Below are 15477 nucleotides of genomic sequence, written 5' to 3'. Positions count from 1 at the left end.
TTCTGAACTTTCTTGCCTAAGCTGTAAGAAAGCCGCTCTCTCCCGCAGCGTTAACACCATGCTTACCATGTTCCTTTACGCTCGCCCGCGAGTGTTCAAGTGGAGAAGCGCGATGTCAGGCGTAAGCGGCAATCAGGATGCGGATATCGATATCGGCCAGCTTTTTGCAGCCGTGTGGGAACGGCGCAAGGCCATTCTGACGACGACCGCCATTGCCGCCGCGGTGGCCTTTGTCGGCTCCAGCCTGATGACGCCGGAATACAAGGCGGAAACCCGCATTCTGATCGAAGCGCGCGACACGCATATGAGCGGGGAGGCGCCGCAGGGCACCAATGATCAGGTGCTCGACCAGTATAACATCGTCAGCCAGGCGCAGATTCTGCAATCGGCGGATCTGATCCGCCAGGTGGCCCGCGACATGAAGCTCTTCGATCTGAAGGAGTTCGATCCGGAGGCGCATTCCTGGTTGCCCGATCCGCTGGTGCTGCTCGGCCTCAAGCAGAACCCGATGGATCTGCCTCCGGAAGATCGCGTCATCAAGGCCTTCCGCGAAAAGCTGCAGGTCTACCCCGTCGAAGGCTCGCGCGTCATCGCGATCGAGCTTGCGTCGGAGGATCCGAAGCTTGCCGCCGGCATCCCGAACAAGATGGCGGACGTCTATCTCTCGATGCAGAGCGGCGCCAAGCTCGATACCCACACGGAAACCACCCGCTGGCTGGAGCCGGAAATCGCAAGCCTGCGTGAAAAGGTGCGCGAGGCGGAAAAGCGCGTCGCCGATTACCGGACAAATGCCGGTCTGTTCCAATCCAGCGAAAACACCAGTTTCTCCTCGCAGCAGCTGAACGACATTTCCCAGGAACTGGCGCGCGTGCGCGGCGAGCGGGCGAATGCTGAAGCACGGGCCGAAAATGTCCGCACCGCCCTGAAGGCCGGGGCCGGTTTCGATACGCTCGGCGATGTCGTCAGTTCGTCCGTCATCCAGCGGCTGAAGGAAACCGAAGCCAATATCCAGGCGGATATTTCCCAGGCCCAGATTGCGCTGATGGATGGGCATCCGCGCCTGAAGGGTTTGCGGGCCCAGCTCGCCGGCATCCGCCAGCAGATCGAGGCGGAAACCCGCAAGATCCTGGCGAGCCTCGAAAGCGAGGCGACGGTTGCCAAGCTGCGCGAACAGCAGCTTGTCCAGCAGCTGAACGGCGTGAAGGCGGACAGCGCCCGTGCCGGTGAAGAGGAAGTCGGCCTGCGGGCCCTGGAGCGCGAAGCCGCCGCCCAGCGCCAGCTGCTCGAAACCTATCTCGCGCGCTACCGCGAGGCCGCATCCCGCGTCGATCCCAATTCGACGCCGGCCGATGCCCGCGTGGTCTCCACCGCCATCGAACCGGTCGAACCCTATTTTCCGAAAATCCTGCCGATCACCATCGTCGTGGCATTGGCGACCCTCATTCTCTATTGCATCGGCATCATCGTGCTGGCGCTCTTTACCGGTCGCGGCCTTCGCCCCGCCGATGACGGCACGCTTGATCATCCGACAGCCTCGCGCCAGAGTGCCCGCCAGCCGGTCCTGGCACACCACGTGGACGCGGACGAGGATGAGGACGACGTCCATCGCAACGAGTTCGCCGCTTCTGCGGAGCGCGATCTCTCGGCGCTTGCCGGTGCCAGCGTGCAGGATCAGCCCGAGCAAGACGATCCGTCGCTAGACGACGAGGGGGCGGAGGAACTGGCCGTGCCGCATGCTGCCCTCAGCCTGGAGGCAGTGCGCGATTACCTCCTGCGGCGGGAGGCGCCCTTTGCCGTTGCCGTATCCCCGACCGGTGACGAAGGCTCGACCGCCACCGTGCTTCTGGCGCGTGAAATTTCTGAAGCCGGCCGCTCGGTCGTCGTGGTCGATATGACGGGCACGGCCTGCCCGACGCGCCTCATGGCCGAAAGCGCCAGCCTGCCGGGCGTGACGGATCTTCTGTGCGGCACGACGCCGTTCGGCGAGACCATCCATCCGGACCGGCTGTCCGATGCGCATATCATCCCGCAGGGAACCGCCGATGCCGAACAGGCGATGCGCGGCGCCGATCGGCTGACGATGGTTCTGGATGCGCTCTCCGGTGCGTATGACGTGGTTCTGGTCGAGTGCGGCCAAGCGGAGGCGACCGGGCTGAAGCGTCTGACGCGCGACGGCGCAAGCGAACTCATTCTGTCGCTGCCGCAAGCAAGCCCTGCCGAAATCGCGGAACTTCTGGAGGATTATGAAGCCGCCGGCTATCGCCAGCCGCTCGTCATGTCCGCCGATATCGCCGGGCGTCCCAGCCGGAGCGGCCGCTACGCCGCCTGATCGACGGCGGTCGCAGAAGACGGTTCAGTCATCTTTATCGCTCGGCGTGGTCACCTGCGCCGAGCGAATGCGTTGCAGGGTCCGGTAGAGCAACGGATTGCGCTTGACCATAGCCTTGGCCCGCGTCAGGGCCGTGTGTGCCTGCGCCGCAAGTTGCCCCTTCAGCGAGACCGGCAGCACGATGTCATATTGCACCGTCTCGACGGGACACCAGCTGCGTTTGTAAAGCTGGTCACCGACGCCGAAGTCAAACAGTGCCGCGCCCTGTCCGCAGGCCTCCTCGATCATGTGCCAGAACAGAAGCTCGCCGGGGCTGGTATCCGGCACGCGGCTTTCGTCGATCGAGCCGAACTGGCAGATGATGTGATCGCCCTTGCGCGAGAGGCCGGCAATGGCCGGAATATCGTTGTCGCCGCCCTGCCGCAGCCGGATTGCGTGCAGCACCAGCGGATGATCGATGCCGTTCGGCGCGACATCAAGCAGCCTGTGGAGGAAGGCCTGCACCCGGCCATCGGCAAACACATCCGGCAGGCCCTGCGCCCGGAACCGGGTGCTCTTCTGCGCGAAGAACAGATCGAGCAGACCATGCCGTTCCTCCGGCGTCTGCGGCGTGATGTAGTCGTAGCCGCCGATTTCCTCCATCCGCCGCGTCTGGACCCGGAACTTCTTGCGCCGGCGTTTGGCATTGACCTGCGCCAGCGTGTCCTCGAAGCGGGCAAACAGCGGCAGCTGGAAGGAATGGTTGGTGTGCTCCTGCACCGCGAGGCTGTGAAGCGGATGGCGGTGGCCACGCCATTCACGCGGAACGGCCTCCAGAACCACCATATCCGCCCGACCGGCGAGAAGCGTCTTGAGCTTCAGCGCGATCGCGCGCTGCTCGTCCGGCGTCGGCCGGTAATCCTCGGCAAACAGGCCGGTGTTCAAATTGTTGTAGCGCCCGCCCGGAAATCCGGCCCGACGAATGCCGTGACGCGTCTTCAGCGACAGCGGCAGCAGGAACAGCGTCTCGTTTCCCCGGCGACCATGCAGCAGAAGGGGCTCTTCGCCGCTCGTTTCGAACCAGGCCTTGCACCAGTCGAAACCCTGATGCAGGGAGTTGCACGACAAGCCCTCGAGCTTTTTCCACGCGGCTTCGACCTCGTGCATCGTCTCCACCAGATCGAGCTCGAGCGTAGCCGCGGCAGACGCCGTTTGCCGCTCCGCGTATGGCGCCTGCTCGGCGCCCTCGATCATTGCCGGACGGATGGTGTGCACGAAAGACCCCTTTGCCATTCAGGCCAAAGGGTAGGGGCAAGGTTCCAACAAGCGGTTTATTCCGGCACACATTGGGCGCAGGGATCGGGATTAATGGTAAACAGCGCGTGAATGATGAGATCCGAAAGGCGGCGTTCAGGTCTTACGCGGGCCGGCCATCCAGCGGATGATCAGCATGGCCGGCAGCACCCACAAGACACCGCTCAGGCCGAAATAGAGGAGATGCACCCACCAGGGGGAGGTGGCGAGCGTCAATGTCGCAATCGTCGTGGCAAGCACGGCATAGATCGAGACGAGGATGATGATCAGGACCGTGCCGATGAGTTTCTTCAGCCGAACCGGCATGATACGCCTCTCCCAGTAACTGTTTTGCAGGTGATGCCGCGACGGCATGCCGCAAACCCTCAGCTCTTGTTTTGCACAGGGGCATGAGGCAAATCAACGGCCAACGGCATTGTTGACGAATGTCAGGAGACGGTCATGGCGACATCAGGTGCGATCCTCGACGGGCAGACGGCCCTCAAGGCTCAGGGTTTGGAGCGGAACCGGCTTTTGCTGCGCCGCTGGCTGCAGGTGGTGATCGTCACGCTGTTCTGCCTCGTGCTGGTGGGCGGCGCGACACGGCTCACCGATTCGGGCCTGTCGATCACGCAGTGGAAGCCGATCCACGGCGTCATCCCGCCGCTGTCGGTCGCCGAATGGCAGGAGGAGTTCGATCTCTACCGCCAGATCCCGGAATACCAGCAGATCAACAAGGGCATGTCGCTCGACGAGTTCAAGTCCATCTTCTGGTGGGAGTGGGCGCACCGGCTGCTGGCCCGCACCATCGGCCTGATCTTCGGCCTGCCGCTTCTCTATTTCTGGCTGACGGGCAAGGTGGATAAGCGCCTGCGCCTGCCGCTCGTCGGACTGCTGGCGCTGGGCGGTTTCCAGGGGTTTGTCGGATGGTGGATGGTCTCCTCGGGCCTTTCGGTGCGCACCGATGTCTCGCAGTACCGGCTCGCCACCCATCTGACGATCGCCTGTCTGATCTTTTCCGCCTGCGTCTGGATCATGCGCGGTCTGACGCCGCAAAGGGTCGATCGACCGCCGACAGCCCGGTCGCATCTGGCCGCCGGCGGGCTCGCCTTCCTGGCGCTCTTCCAGATCTATCTCGGCGCTCTCGTCGCAGGCCTTGATGCCGGTTTTGCCTACAACACCTGGCCGCTGATGGACGGCTCGCTGGTGCCGGGCGATCTCTTTGTGCAACAGCCTTGGTGGATCAACCTCTTCGAGAACCCGAAGACGGTGCAGTTCGTCCACCGCTGCGGGGCCTACCTGCTGTTGACGCTGACCTTCGTGCACATGATCGTCTCGATCAACAAAACGCCCGGCACGACCCATGCGAAGGGTGCGATGATCTTCTTCGGCCTCGTCTGCCTGCAGGCGGCGATCGGCATTGCCACGCTTCTCCTGCATGTGCCGATCGAGCTCGGCCTGCTGCACCAGGGCGGCGGGCTCGTCGTGCTCGCTTACGCGATCACCCACTGGCGCGGCTTCTACGGCGAGCTTGGCCACAGTGCGCCGGCTGTGACGATCGGCTGACGTTTCCGTCAGCCGAAGCGGTAGGCGGAATAGGGCTTGCCGAGGAAGGTCGCGCGGAGAATCTGCCGGCCCGCATCCTGTCCCGCGGCCCCGGCCGCGACAAACAGCGGCACCAGGTGGTCATGATCCGGCACGTGGCAGGCCCGGGCATCCGGGTTCTCCATCCATGACGCAAGCCGAGTCTCGCGCTCGGCGGGATTAGGCTCGGCAACGGCCTGCGTCAGCCAGTCGTCGAACCGCACGGCTTCCGCCACATGCTCCGGTTCGGGGGAGCGGAACTTGCGCATGTTGTGATAGCTCATGCCCGACGCGATGATCAGCACGTCCTCGTCGCGCAGCGGCGCCAGCGCCTTGCCGATCGCCACATGGCTTTCGACGTCGAGCGTGTTCTTCAGCGAAATCATCGTGATCGGCACATCCGCATCCGGATAGATCAGCATCAAGGGCACGAAGACTCCGTGGTCGAACCCGCGCGTCGGGTCTTCCGCCGAGGCAATGCCGGCCTCCGACAGCAACTGGCGGGCACGCGCGGCAAGCTCCGGCGAGCTTCGAGCCGGATAGGAGAGTTCATAGGTGTGGGGCGGGAAATTGTAGTAGTCGAACAGCATCGGCGGCTTCGGTGCCGTGCTCAGCGTCGGCACCGGTTCGGTTTCCCAGTGGCCCGAGACAACCAGCACCGCCTTCGGCTTGCGGCCGATTTCGGCGCTCAGACCCCGGAGAAAATCACCCAGCTCGTCCCAGGGACCGCGCCCCGTCTCGTCCTTCGGAAACTCCATGAACGGCCAGGGGCCGCCGCCATGCGGGATGAAATAGACGGGAAAGCGGGTGTGCTGCATGAACGAGGCCTCCGATGGTGAGGCGACGATAGCGCGGATCGGCTGTTCACACTATGGCACAAATCTCAAACAGATTGTTGTTCGATCAGTGAACGAACGAGGCCGGCGACGGCGCTGCGTTCGCGGATGTTTTCGAGCGCGTCCGCATCATCCGGCCGGTCGAGCGACCAGGCAATCGACAGCATGGCGTGTGCCCCGGCAAACCGCAGCACCCGCAGGGCGCTGCACTCCAGCACCGGTGCGAACGCCTCCGCCAGCACCGCGACGCGCTCGGGCGCAAAGAGATGGGCGCCCGACGGATTGCCGAAGACGTTTGCCACTTCATAGGCCGGGTCGCCGATCAGGCCCTGCGGGTCGATCACCCGCCAGTCTCCGTCTGCGCCTTTCAGGACATTGCCATGATGCAGGTCGCCATGCAGCGGGATAGGGCGGGTTTGCCCCGCTATCAGGTCCTGCACTCCGCGCGCCGCCCAGCGTGCCATGTCCCGGTGCGGGCCGTCCTGATCGGCAAGCGCGAACAGGCTCTGGAAATGCCGCTCGAGCGGCACGAGATCGGCTGGCGGCGGTTCTGGAGAAGGGGCATGCAGAAGCGGCAGAATCTGGCAGAGGATCGGCGTCGCGGTCCGGTCTCCCTCCTTCTCGTGCAGGTCGGCAAGGCTCTGCGCACCCGCATCGTCGAGCAGGCAGGCGTCCTCTTCCTGCGCCAGCAGTCGCACGGCACCCAGGCCGTCCCGCCAGGCGAGATAGGCAAAGCCCGCCCGCTCATGCCGGCCCTCGGGCTTCAAAAGCTTGAGGACCGCTGTCGTGCCATCTGTGCGTCGGACACGGTAGAGACGGCTCGTATGGGTGTCGGCGAGCAGGCTTGCTTCCGTCAGCTGCCACGCGGCCAGAAGGTCGGGCCTCAGGAGGGGATCGATTGCTGCCGGCCTGTCATGCCCGCTCATGCGCTAACGGGCGGCAGGTGGCAGACGGCCTCGATATTGTGGCCGTCGGGATCGAGCACGAAGGCGGCATAGTAGTTCGGGTGATAATGAGGGCGCAGCCCCGGCGCGCCATTGTCGGTAGCCCCCGCTGCCATGGCGGCAGCGTAGAAGGCATCGACGGCGGCGCGGCTCTCCGCCACGAAGGCAACGTGCAAGCTGCCCTTCGTGCGTCCGCCGCTGCCGATCCAGAAGGAGGGTTTGCCACTGCGGCCATAGCCGGCGCCCTCATAGGTGCCGCCGGTCTCCTCCGCCGTCACGGCCATGACGCAGGCTGCACCGAGCGTCGGCATGACGGCGTCGTAGAAGGCGCGGGAACGGGAAAGATCCGCAACAGACAGGCCGATGTGATCCAGCATTCCCGCCTCCTTGTTGGGTGGTCCAGGTTCCGCCCCTCAGGCCGACAGCATCAGGTCCATGTTCTGGACGGCAGCCCCAGAGGCACCCTTGCCGAGATTGTCGAGCACGGCGACGAGGTTGACATGCGCGCCGCCGGCCGAGCCGAAGACGAAGAGCTTCATCGTGTCCTGGCCCACCAGTTCCTCCGCATCGATGCGGGAAAGCTTGGCGCTTTCCTCGAGCGGCACGACACGGACGATGTCCTGGCCGGCATAATGGGCGACGAGGGCGGCGTGCACACCTTCCAGTGTTGTGCCGTCCTTCAGATCCTCGAGGAACAGCGGCACCTGCACGATCATGCCCTGGGCAAAACGACCGACGGAGGGCGAGAAGAGCGGCGCACGGTCCAGCAGGCCGTGGATCTTCATCTCCGGCACATGCTTGTGCTTCAGCGTCAGTCCGTAGAGGAAATTATTGGCGGTGATCGCGTCGTCGCGGCTTGCGTCTTCCATCTGCGCGATCATCTGTTTGCCGCCGCCGGTATAGCCGGAGACCGCATTGACGGAGACCGGATACCCGTCCGGCAGCAGGCCGGCAGCCCGCAGCGGCCGCAGAAGCGCGATGGCGCCCGTCGGATAGCAGCCCGGATTGGCGACGCAGCGTGCGGAGCGGATCTTCTCCCTCTGCGCGCTGTCCATTTCGGCAAAACCATAGGCCCAGTCGTCCGCCACCCGATAGGCGGTGGACGTGTCGATGATCCGCACCTTGTTGTTGCCCGACAGCATCGAGACGGCCTCGCGTGAGGCGTCGTCGGGCAGGCAGAGGATCGCGATGTCGGCGCTGTTCAACAGGTCTTCGCGCATCGCGGCATTGCGGCGTTCCGCTTCCGGGATCGACAGGAGCTCGACATCGCGGCGGCCGGCCATGCGGGTGCGGATCTGCAGCCCCGTGGTGCCGTGTTCGCCATCAATGAAGATCTTCGCGCTCATGTCATTTGTCCAATCGGTCAGTGGGTTAGCCTGCTTGGCGGAATCAGTTTATCCGCCACTTGATTCAGTTTGTTAACGGGAAGCCGCCAGTCGCTCGGAAAGCCGTTCTGCCCGAAGGCCCAGCATATACATCGCGACCGTCGCACCGGCAATGGCGGTGATATCGGCATGATCATAGGCGGGCGCCACCTCCACCACGTCCGAACCGCGAATATCGAGCGGCCCGAGCTTGCGCAGCACGGAGAGGATCTTGGCCGACGACGGGCCACCGGCGACCGGTGTTCCGGTGCCGGGCGCAAAGGCCGGGTCCAGGCAGTCGATATCGAAGGTGAGGTAGCAGGGGCGCTCCCCGACATGAGCAAGGATCGCCTCGGCAATCGTCTGCGCACTCATGTCCTCCACCTCGTAGCCATGCAGAATGCGGATGCCGAAATCCTGCGGCGCCTCAGAGCGGATGCCGATCTGGATCGAATGGGCAGCGTCGATGACACCTTCGCGCACCGCCCGGCCAACGAAGGAACCGTGGTCGATGCGCTGTCCGTCGTCGTCCCAGGTGTCCTGATGCGCGTCGAAATGGACGAGCGCCAGCGGGCCGTGTTTGGCCGCATGGGCTTTCAGCAGCGGCCAGGTGACGAAATGATCGCCGCCGAGACCGAGAAGATAGGCGCCGGAGGCCAGAATCGCCGCCGCCTGTTCCTCGATCCGTGCCGGCGTCTCCTGGTGGTTGCCGTAGTCCAGCAGCACGTCGCCATAATCGACCACCGCCATCTGTTCGAAGAGGTCGCGGGCGAACGGGTATTGCGGATCATTATCGAAGATGGCGGACGCCCGCCGGATCGCCTGCGGCCCGAAACGCGCGCCCGGCCGGTTGGAAACGGCCGCGTCGAAGGGGATGCCGAGCACCACGGCATCGACATCCACCAGCGATTTCGAATAGGGGCGGCGCATGAAGGAGAGCGCCCCGGCATAGGTCGGGTCTGTGGCCGCACTGCGCAGCTGTTTTGCGGTAAAGGCATGGTCGATGGATTTCATTGCTAATCGTCTTCGTTAGGAGCACCAAAATCATCATCTATATCGATAGCAAACTCTTCAAGTATTAATGCAAAGTTTGGATGCTTTATCTCAATCATTTCCTGAGTGTTGCCATCTACTCCATTCCAGCTGCCTTTCCAGCATTTTGAAAAGTATTTGTTCGGATCGATCCACATCATTAGATCCCGTAGAAAGCCGGCGTCTGTATTGTCTGTTTGATATCGTTTGGTGGCCTCAATAAATTCACTATCGATTGCCTTACGCAGTGAGCCTATGTTCTCAAAGCCAAAATTCGCTAGCTCTCCGATAATAACATCGTCGCAGTAACGTTTATCTCTAAATTTGAGGTTATTCGCATTTGATATGTCCTCGATCAGGCGATTTACAGTTAAAACATTTATCTGTTTATCGTCTATATTTCTGAACTCGATGTCTTTCTTGTATAAATCAATCTCTTTGACAATCTTACTGAATGAAGAATCTGCTATTTCCAGCATTCCCGCGTACAGATTGACTTCTCGCTGAATCTTCTTCGGTAGGCCGCCTGAAAGTTTGTATGCCCGGTCATGCGCGAGCTCCGCCCATGCGTGTTGTAGAACAGTTCGAATTTGGATTTCAAAGCGCTGTCCTGACACATTGCGGTATTCAATGAGCGAGGATCTACTGCGATCAAAGGTGCATACCAAATGCGTTGATCTATACCCAATTCTGTCATCGCCCAAATCAGCATCTTTTGACGAAGAATTGTTTTCGTCTACTGAACAATTGGTGCGTATTATTTCTTCTACTTCGCTTAATTGATGTTCAAAATAAACTATTACGCGAATCCCAACTAGATCGGTAATGGATTCGCTTGGCTTTTTGTACTGTTTTCTGACAATCTTTTCCAGGCATGATGTAAGCGACTTTACTCTGCCCGACACGGAAAGGTATTCAATCTCCTTTGCCTCGAGCAGGCTTGAAATCAATCCTGTTGCTGCGTTGCATGTTCGTTGTAGCAGCGCCTCCCGAGAGCGGTAGAAATCCTGAAAATCTGACATGGCAACTACCTTGGAAAATTCAGCTATTAACTAGGTTCTGTTGACAAAGTATGGCAGCCATATCTTTGCGGCGGCCAGGGCAAGGAATGCTGCGAAGGATTTTCGGGTCTTGTCGTATCGGGTCGCGATGCGACGGAACTGCTTGAGGCGGTTGAACATCCGCTCTATGCGGTTTCGATCCTTGTATGCCCGGAAGTCGCAGGCAGGCGGGTTCTTCCGGTTGGCCTTCGGCGGAATGACGGGCCTGATCCCGTGGATCAGGAGTTCTTCACGCAGGAAATCGCCGTCATAGCCTTTATCGGCAAGGAACAGCCTCGGTTTGCCGACCGGTATCGCCAGCAGGTCCGGAACGGCGTTGTAGTCCGAAACCTCTCCGCCCGTCAGGATGAAGCCAAGAGGGCGTCCCTGACCGTCTGCTCGGGCGTGGATTTTCGTCGTAAAGCCGCCGCGTGATCGACCAAAAGCCTCCTGATAAGTCCCCCTTTAGCGCCCGCAGCCTGCGAATGGCCGCGAACCGTGGTGCTGTCGATCATGTGCTGCCAGTCATCCGTTAGCCCAAGTTCGACCAAGGTCTCAAGAAGAGCGTCCCACACGCCCTGTTCGGCCCAACGGCGAAAGCGTACATAGACCGAGTTCCACTTTCCGTAGCGCTCATGCATATCGCGCCAGGGGCAGCCGACCCGAAGAACATGCAGCATACCGTTCAGGTATCGTCGATTATCGTGCGAGGGCCGGGATTTCCTACCACGTTCGGTGGGTAACAGACCCTCAATGATCCGCCACTCCATATCCGTCAGGTCGCCACGAGCCAAAGCTGCCTCCTAAAAAGCAGTCTTGAATCATGCTTCCGCTGATTTGGGAATCCACTTTGTCAACAGGACCTAGAAGTTATACACAAAAAAGGCGGAGCCGAAGCCCCGCCTTGATCTTTGACCGTAATCCGGTCTCCGGCGATTAACGCTTGGAGAACTGGAACGAACGGCGGGCCTTGGCCTTGCCGTACTTCTTACGCTCGACAACGCGGCTGTCGCGGGTCAGGAAGCCACCCTTCTTCAGAACCGAGCGCAGGCCCGGCTCGAAGTAGGTCATGGCCTTGGAGATGCCGTGACGAACGGCACCAGCCTGGCCGGAGAGACCGCCGCCGGCAACCGTGGCAATCACGTCGAACTGGCCGGCGCGTGCGGCAGCAACGATCGGCTGCTGCAGGATCATCTGCAGGACCGGACGGGCGAAGTATGCCGAATAGTCCTTGCCGTTGACGATGATCTTGCCGGAACCGGCCTTGACCCATACGCGGGCAACGGCGTTCTTGCGCTTGCCGGTTGCGTAGGAGCGGCCCTGTGCGTCAACCTTGCGCTCGCGAACCGGAGCGGAAGCCTGGGCGACCGTGCCGAGGTCCTTGAGAGAGGAAAGGTCAGCCATAATCAGGCGCTCCTTGTGTTCTTGTTGCTGAGCTTGGCGACGTCGAGCGAGACCGGCTGCTGGGCTTCGTGCGGATGGTTGGAACCGGCGTAAACGCGAAGGTTCTTCATCTGGCGACGGCCGAGCGGGCCGCGCGGGATCATGCGCTCAACGGCCTTTTCGAGAACGCGCTCCGGAAAGCGGCCTTCGATGATGGCGCGTGCCGTACGTTCCTTGATGCCGCCCGGGTAACCGGTGTGCCAGTAGTACTTCTTGTCGGTGTACTTCTTGCCGGTGAACACGACCTTGTCGGCATTGATGACGATGACATTGTCGCCGTCGTCGACGTGGGGCGTGTAGGTGGCCTTGTGCTTGCCGCGCAGGCGGGTTGCGATGATGGTGGCGAGACGGCCGACGACGAGACCTTCGGCGTCGATCAGCACCCACTTCTTCTCCACCTCGGCGGGCTTCTGTACGAAGGTAGACATGATAGCTCTCTTCTTGGTGATCCCAAAGCAAGGCTCAAGTCCTCGTCTCAGGGCGTTTTTTGTTGCTTGGTTGTGGCCGTCTGCACGGCCGGGGAAGCGCGCACGACACCGTGCCCGTATCCTGGCGGCGCTTATACGCAAGCCATGACAAAGCGTCAATCGGCGCCAATTCGGCGCTCTGAAAAATAGATAAGCAAATTCAATGGGTTGATGATGTGGTTATATGATACCACAATTTAGGTCAGGGAAAGCCCGTGCAGCCGGGTTCGAAAAAGCCGCCGCAATCCTCGGGAGAGGGGCGTTTGACGCAATGTTTGACGGGGCAATCGGCGCGGTCGCGTGTTGGAACGGTGGCGTCATCAGCAAAGTCGTCGGCCGTGCAGAACCGGCCGGACGAGACGTAACGGTCATAGAGCGTCACCCCGGTACGCCCGGGATAGCGCAGCACCGCGGCACCTTCGCGGGCGAGGGTGGATTGCACCGCCTGGCAGGTCATGCCGGTGGAATTGTACCGCGAGATGGCATGTGCCGGTGCGACCAGAACGAGAGACAGCGGTATGACGGACAGCAGAACGGGAAATGTCTGTCGCATCTTAGAATTCCTGTTAAAGCTCATGGAACGGAGATAGCGCACAATACCTTACGGCCAAGTGGCGCTGACGGCAATTTGGCCGAACTTGGAGGATGACGCGATGAATCACGATCGATATGACGACGGTTATGTTGCAGAGATCCTGAAGACGGTGAAAACCGTGGCCGTGCTGGGTGCTTCACCCAACCCGGTCAGGCCCAGCTACGGGGTCATCGGCTTCCTGTTGTCCAAAGGCTATCATGTGATCCCGGTCAATCCGGGCCAGGCGGGCAAGAAGATCCAGGGCCAGACGGTTTACGCCGCGCTGAGCGAAGTGCCTGAGGCGGTGGATATGATCGATGTCTTCCGGTCGCCGGAATTCATGGACGAGATCATGGACGACGTGCTGACCTTGTCCACCAAGCCGAAGGTGGTCTGGACCCAGCTCGGCGTGCGGGACGATGAAGCGGCAGCCCGTGCAGAGGCGGCCGGCATCAAGGTCGTGCAGGACCGGTGCCCGGCGATCGAATATCCCAGGCTGCTCGGTCATCACTGAACGCCACGCGCCGGCGCCATCCGGCGCTGGTGATAAAAAGCCGCTGCCATCCCGTCATTGGGCAAATCGGAAGAGGGCAGCGGTCGGGCATGCGAGCCTGTGGCTCATTCCCGTAGGAGTGGCGGCTCTGCCCGCATCACGTTGAGCGCCGGTGCGTTGGCGCAGTAATCTGCAAAATTCACCGGCGCCGTGCCGTCTTTCAGGTCGTACCGGCAGCGGCCCTTGTCCTGACAGGTGGCACAGGTCACCTGCATGTCGCGGAAAAGATCCGGCAGGTGCGCCTGAAGATCGGCCGGATCGATATGCAGCGCCTTCAGCATCTCGATCATCTCGTCGGCGCCATGGGCACCGGCGCGCACCACTTCGAGCAATGTGTCGAAATTGACGTTGCAATCCGCGGCCAGCTGCCGACGGCTTTCCGGGTCGAGGTTCACCAGCGCCCGTTCATCCTCGTGCCGGACCCTCAAGTCGGAATACCAATCAACGAGTTGTTTGCCGACCCGCTGCGCGAGATGGGATTTGGCATCGTTCATGGTCATGTCACGGCTCCAGGCTGATCATCTGCGATGAAAATGCCAGAGGCGCCGCAACCGACCTTGATCCTGGTCAAATCGGGAACAACCGGACGTGTTTTTCCATAAGCCGCCGAGGTGAGCAAAAATTTGCGCCCGATGATCGGATGTTGTGCACGGTCGCCTGTCCGTCTGCCGCAAGCGCCGTTATAGTCGCTGCTCTTGGCATCCAACGCACCGGACGCCGACAAAAGACACAACAGGGAGGATATTTCATGACCGATGCAATGCCAGGCTTTTCGACGCTCGCCATCCATGCCGGTGCCAAGCCGGACCCGGCGACCGGCGCCCGTGCAACACCCATCTACCAGACGACGTCCTTCGTGTTCGAGAATGCCGATCATGCGGCGGCTCTCTTCGGTCTGCAGCAGTTCGGCAATATCTACACCCGCATCATGAACCCCACCCAGGCGGTGCTGGAAGAAAAGGTCGCTGCGCTCGAAGGCGGCACCGCGGCCCTTGCGGTTGCCTCCGGCCATGCGGCGCAGATGCTGGTCTTCCACACGATCATGCAGCCGGGTTGCAATTTCATCGCGGCGAAGCGGCTCTATGGCGGCTCGATCAACCAGTTCGGCCATGCCTTCAAGAATTTCGGCTGGGAGGTACGCTGGGCCGATCCGGCCGATCCCGATAGTTTTGCGTCGCAGGTGGATGAAAATACCCGTGGCGTCTTCATCGAAAGCCTTGCCAACCCAGGCGGCACCTTCGTCGATATCGCCGCGATTGCCGAGGTTGCGCAGGCGCATGGCCTGCCGCTCATCGTCGACAACACCATGGCAAGCCCCTACCTGGTGCGCCCGCTGGAGCATGGCGCCGATATCGTCGTCCACTCGCTGACGAAATTCCTCGGTGGCCACGGCAATTCCATGGGCGGCATCATCGTCGATGGCGGCACCTTCGACTGGTCTGCCTCCGGCAAATACCCGATGCTGTCGGAACCGCGCCCGGAATATGCGGGCGTCGTGCTGCACCAGACGTTTGGCAACTTCGCCTTTGCCATTGCCTGCCGCGTGCTCGGCCTTCGCGATCTCGGCCCCGCCATCTCGCCCTTCAACGCCTTCATGATCCTGACCGGCATCGAGACACTGTCCTTGCGCATGCAGCGGCATTGCGACAATGCCGCGGCCGTCGCCGCCTGGCTGAAGGCGCATGACAAGGTGTCGTGGGTGCACTACGCCGGCCTGGAAGACCATCCGAACCACGCGCTGCAGCAGCATTATGCGCCGTCCGGCGCCGGTGCCGTCTTCACCTTCGGGCTGAAGGGCGGCTACGAGGCCGGCAAGAATTTCGTCGAGGGTCTGAAACTCTTCTCGCACCTGGCCAATATCGGTGACACACGCTCGCTGGTCATCCATCCCGCCTCCACCACGCACCGGCAGTTGACGCCGGAACAGCAGGTGGCCGCCGGTGCCGGGCCGGATGTCGTGCGCCTGTCGATCGGCATCGAGGACGTCGCCGACATCATCGCCGATCTGGAACAGTCGCTGGCGAAAGTCTAAGAAACGA

At 61.6% G+C, this 15477-nt stretch carries 17 protein-coding genes; 4 read left to right on the top strand and 13 right to left on the bottom strand.

Translation table 11 applies throughout. The features are described from left to right. The first annotated feature begins 112 nt into the window (after positions 1-112). Positions 113-2329 (top strand): GumC family protein, encoded by a 2217-nt coding sequence (locus G6N78_RS16635; RefSeq protein ID WP_165220451.1) that lies wholly within the window; start codon positions 113-115, stop codon positions 2327-2329. Between the two features lie 24 nt (positions 2330-2353). Here G6N78_RS16635 and G6N78_RS16630 read toward each other — a convergent pair whose 3' ends face one another. Both G6N78_RS16630 and G6N78_RS16625 read right to left on the bottom strand, forming a co-directional pair. Further along, a complete protein-coding gene (locus G6N78_RS16630; RefSeq protein WP_234905823.1) occupies positions 2354-3583 on the bottom strand; it encodes a GNAT family N-acetyltransferase in 1230 nt (409 codons plus the stop codon). A gap of 135 nt (positions 3584-3718) precedes the next feature. Continuing rightward, complete coding sequence (locus G6N78_RS16625; RefSeq protein WP_165220449.1) at positions 3719-3928, bottom strand: DUF2842 domain-containing protein; 210 nt, start codon at positions 3926-3928, stop codon at positions 3719-3721. 135 nt (positions 3929-4063) lie between these two features. On the opposite strand from G6N78_RS16625, the gene G6N78_RS16620 reads away from it, so the two are divergent. Next, complete coding sequence (locus G6N78_RS16620) at positions 4064-5167, top strand: COX15/CtaA family protein (protein WP_165220447.1); 1104 nt, start codon at positions 4064-4066, stop codon at positions 5165-5167. Between the two features lie 8 nt (positions 5168-5175). Here G6N78_RS16620 and G6N78_RS16615 read toward each other — a convergent pair whose 3' ends face one another. The 10 genes from G6N78_RS16615 to G6N78_RS16570 form a co-directional block, all read right to left on the bottom strand. Next, on the bottom strand, positions 5176-6003 hold the full coding sequence (locus tag G6N78_RS16615; protein ID WP_165220445.1) for a DODA-type extradiol aromatic ring-opening family dioxygenase: 828 nt from the start codon (positions 6001-6003) through the stop codon (positions 5176-5178). Positions 6004-6068: 65 nt separating this feature from the next. After that, entirely contained in the window at positions 6069-6947 is an 879-nt protein-coding gene (locus tag G6N78_RS16610; protein WP_165220443.1) for an aminoglycoside phosphotransferase family protein, read from the bottom strand. Continuing rightward, positions 6944-7342, bottom strand: coding sequence for a VOC family protein (locus tag G6N78_RS16605; RefSeq protein WP_165220440.1), 399 nt, complete (start codon positions 7340-7342; stop codon positions 6944-6946). Before G6N78_RS16605 ends, G6N78_RS16610 begins: the two co-directional genes overlap by 4 nt. A gap of 36 nt (positions 7343-7378) precedes the next feature. Continuing rightward, a complete protein-coding gene (gene argC / locus G6N78_RS16600; RefSeq protein WP_165220437.1) occupies positions 7379-8311 on the bottom strand; it encodes an N-acetyl-gamma-glutamyl-phosphate reductase in 933 nt (310 codons plus the stop codon). Positions 8312-8383: 72 nt separating this feature from the next. After that, positions 8384-9343: an agmatinase gene (speB, locus tag G6N78_RS16595; protein WP_165220434.1), complete on the bottom strand. Its 960-nt coding sequence runs from the start codon at positions 9341-9343 to the stop codon at positions 8384-8386. A 2-nt stretch (positions 9344-9345) separates the two neighbouring features. Continuing rightward, a complete protein-coding gene (locus tag G6N78_RS16590; RefSeq protein ID WP_165220431.1) occupies positions 9346-10383 on the bottom strand; it encodes a GTP pyrophosphokinase in 1038 nt (345 codons plus the stop codon). Positions 10384-10413: 30 nt separating this feature from the next. Beyond that, positions 10414-11195 (bottom strand): IS5 family transposase gene (locus tag G6N78_RS16585; protein ID WP_234905797.1). Its coding sequence is split into 2 segments (ribosomal slippage): positions 10414-10865 and positions 10865-11195, totalling 783 coding nucleotides; the frame shifts between segments, so codons are not numbered across the junction. Positions 11196-11337: 142 nt separating this feature from the next. Then, positions 11338-11805 carry a 30S ribosomal protein S9 gene (gene rpsI / locus G6N78_RS16580; RefSeq protein ID WP_165220428.1) on the bottom strand — a complete coding sequence of 156 codons (468 nt, stop codon included), beginning with the start codon at positions 11803-11805 and terminating at the stop codon, positions 11338-11340. A gap of 2 nt (positions 11806-11807) precedes the next feature. Then, complete coding sequence (rplM, locus tag G6N78_RS16575) at positions 11808-12272, bottom strand: 50S ribosomal protein L13 (RefSeq protein WP_165220425.1); 465 nt, start codon at positions 12270-12272, stop codon at positions 11808-11810. 241 nt (positions 12273-12513) lie between these two features. Continuing rightward, positions 12514-12864, bottom strand: coding sequence for a hypothetical protein (locus tag G6N78_RS16570; RefSeq protein WP_165220422.1), 351 nt, complete (start codon positions 12862-12864; stop codon positions 12514-12516). A 100-nt stretch (positions 12865-12964) separates the two neighbouring features. Here G6N78_RS16570 and G6N78_RS16565 point away from each other — a divergent pair, with 100 nt between their 5' ends. After that, complete coding sequence (locus tag G6N78_RS16565; protein ID WP_165220419.1) at positions 12965-13399, top strand: CoA-binding protein; 435 nt, start codon at positions 12965-12967, stop codon at positions 13397-13399. A gap of 104 nt (positions 13400-13503) precedes the next feature. Here the strand turns inward: G6N78_RS16565 and G6N78_RS16560 are convergent, their stop codons facing one another. Next, complete coding sequence (locus G6N78_RS16560; protein WP_165220416.1) at positions 13504-13938, bottom strand: hypothetical protein; 435 nt, start codon at positions 13936-13938, stop codon at positions 13504-13506. 248 nt (positions 13939-14186) lie between these two features. On the opposite strand from G6N78_RS16560, the gene G6N78_RS16555 reads away from it, so the two are divergent. After that, positions 14187-15470 carry an O-acetylhomoserine aminocarboxypropyltransferase gene (locus G6N78_RS16555; protein WP_165220413.1) on the top strand — a complete coding sequence of 428 codons (1284 nt, stop codon included), beginning with the start codon at positions 14187-14189 and terminating at the stop codon, positions 15468-15470. Positions 15471-15477 lie beyond the last annotated feature (7 nt).

This window comes from Allorhizobium pseudoryzae, from assembly GCF_011046245.1.
GTDB classification, from domain to species: Bacteria; Pseudomonadota; Alphaproteobacteria; order Rhizobiales; family Rhizobiaceae; genus Neorhizobium; species Neorhizobium pseudoryzae.
Note: the sequence above shows the minus strand (reverse complement) of the source record. Positions and strands in the feature narration are given on the sequence as shown.

Bases quoted from the DNA above. Each gene is read 5' to 3' on its own strand.
- rplM (WP_165220425.1), bottom strand. From the start codon at position 12,272: ATGTCTACCTTCGTACAGAAGCCCGCCGAGGTGGAGAAGAAGTGGGTG.
- G6N78_RS16605 (WP_165220440.1), bottom strand. From the start codon at position 7,342: ATGCTGGATCACATCGGCCTGTCTGTTGCGGATCTTTCCCGTTCCCGC.
- G6N78_RS16610 (WP_165220443.1), bottom strand. From the start codon at position 6,947: ATGAGCGGGCATGACAGGCCGGCAGCAATCGATCCCCTCCTGAGGCCC.
- G6N78_RS16625 (WP_165220449.1), bottom strand. From the start codon at position 3,928: ATGCCGGTTCGGCTGAAGAAACTCATCGGCACGGTCCTGATCATCATC.
- rpsI (WP_165220428.1), bottom strand. From the start codon at position 11,805: ATGGCTGACCTTTCCTCTCTCAAGGACCTCGGCACGGTCGCCCAGGCT.
- G6N78_RS16635 (WP_165220451.1), top strand. From the start codon at position 113: ATGTCAGGCGTAAGCGGCAATCAGGATGCGGATATCGATATCGGCCAG.
- G6N78_RS16555 (WP_165220413.1), top strand. From the start codon at position 14,187: ATGACCGATGCAATGCCAGGCTTTTCGACGCTCGCCATCCATGCCGGT.
- argC (WP_165220437.1), bottom strand. From the start codon at position 8,311: ATGAGCGCGAAGATCTTCATTGATGGCGAACACGGCACCACGGGGCTG.
- G6N78_RS16570 (WP_165220422.1), bottom strand. From the start codon at position 12,864: ATGCGACAGACATTTCCCGTTCTGCTGTCCGTCATACCGCTGTCTCTC.
- G6N78_RS16615 (WP_165220445.1), bottom strand. From the start codon at position 6,003: ATGCAGCACACCCGCTTTCCCGTCTATTTCATCCCGCATGGCGGCGGC.
- speB (WP_165220434.1), bottom strand. From the start codon at position 9,343: ATGAAATCCATCGACCATGCCTTTACCGCAAAACAGCTGCGCAGTGCG.
- G6N78_RS16560 (WP_165220416.1), bottom strand. From the start codon at position 13,938: ATGACCATGAACGATGCCAAATCCCATCTCGCGCAGCGGGTCGGCAAA.
- G6N78_RS16590 (WP_165220431.1), bottom strand. From the start codon at position 10,383: ATGTCAGATTTTCAGGATTTCTACCGCTCTCGGGAGGCGCTGCTACAA.
- G6N78_RS16620 (WP_165220447.1), top strand. From the start codon at position 4,064: ATGGCGACATCAGGTGCGATCCTCGACGGGCAGACGGCCCTCAAGGCT.
- G6N78_RS16565 (WP_165220419.1), top strand. From the start codon at position 12,965: ATGAATCACGATCGATATGACGACGGTTATGTTGCAGAGATCCTGAAG.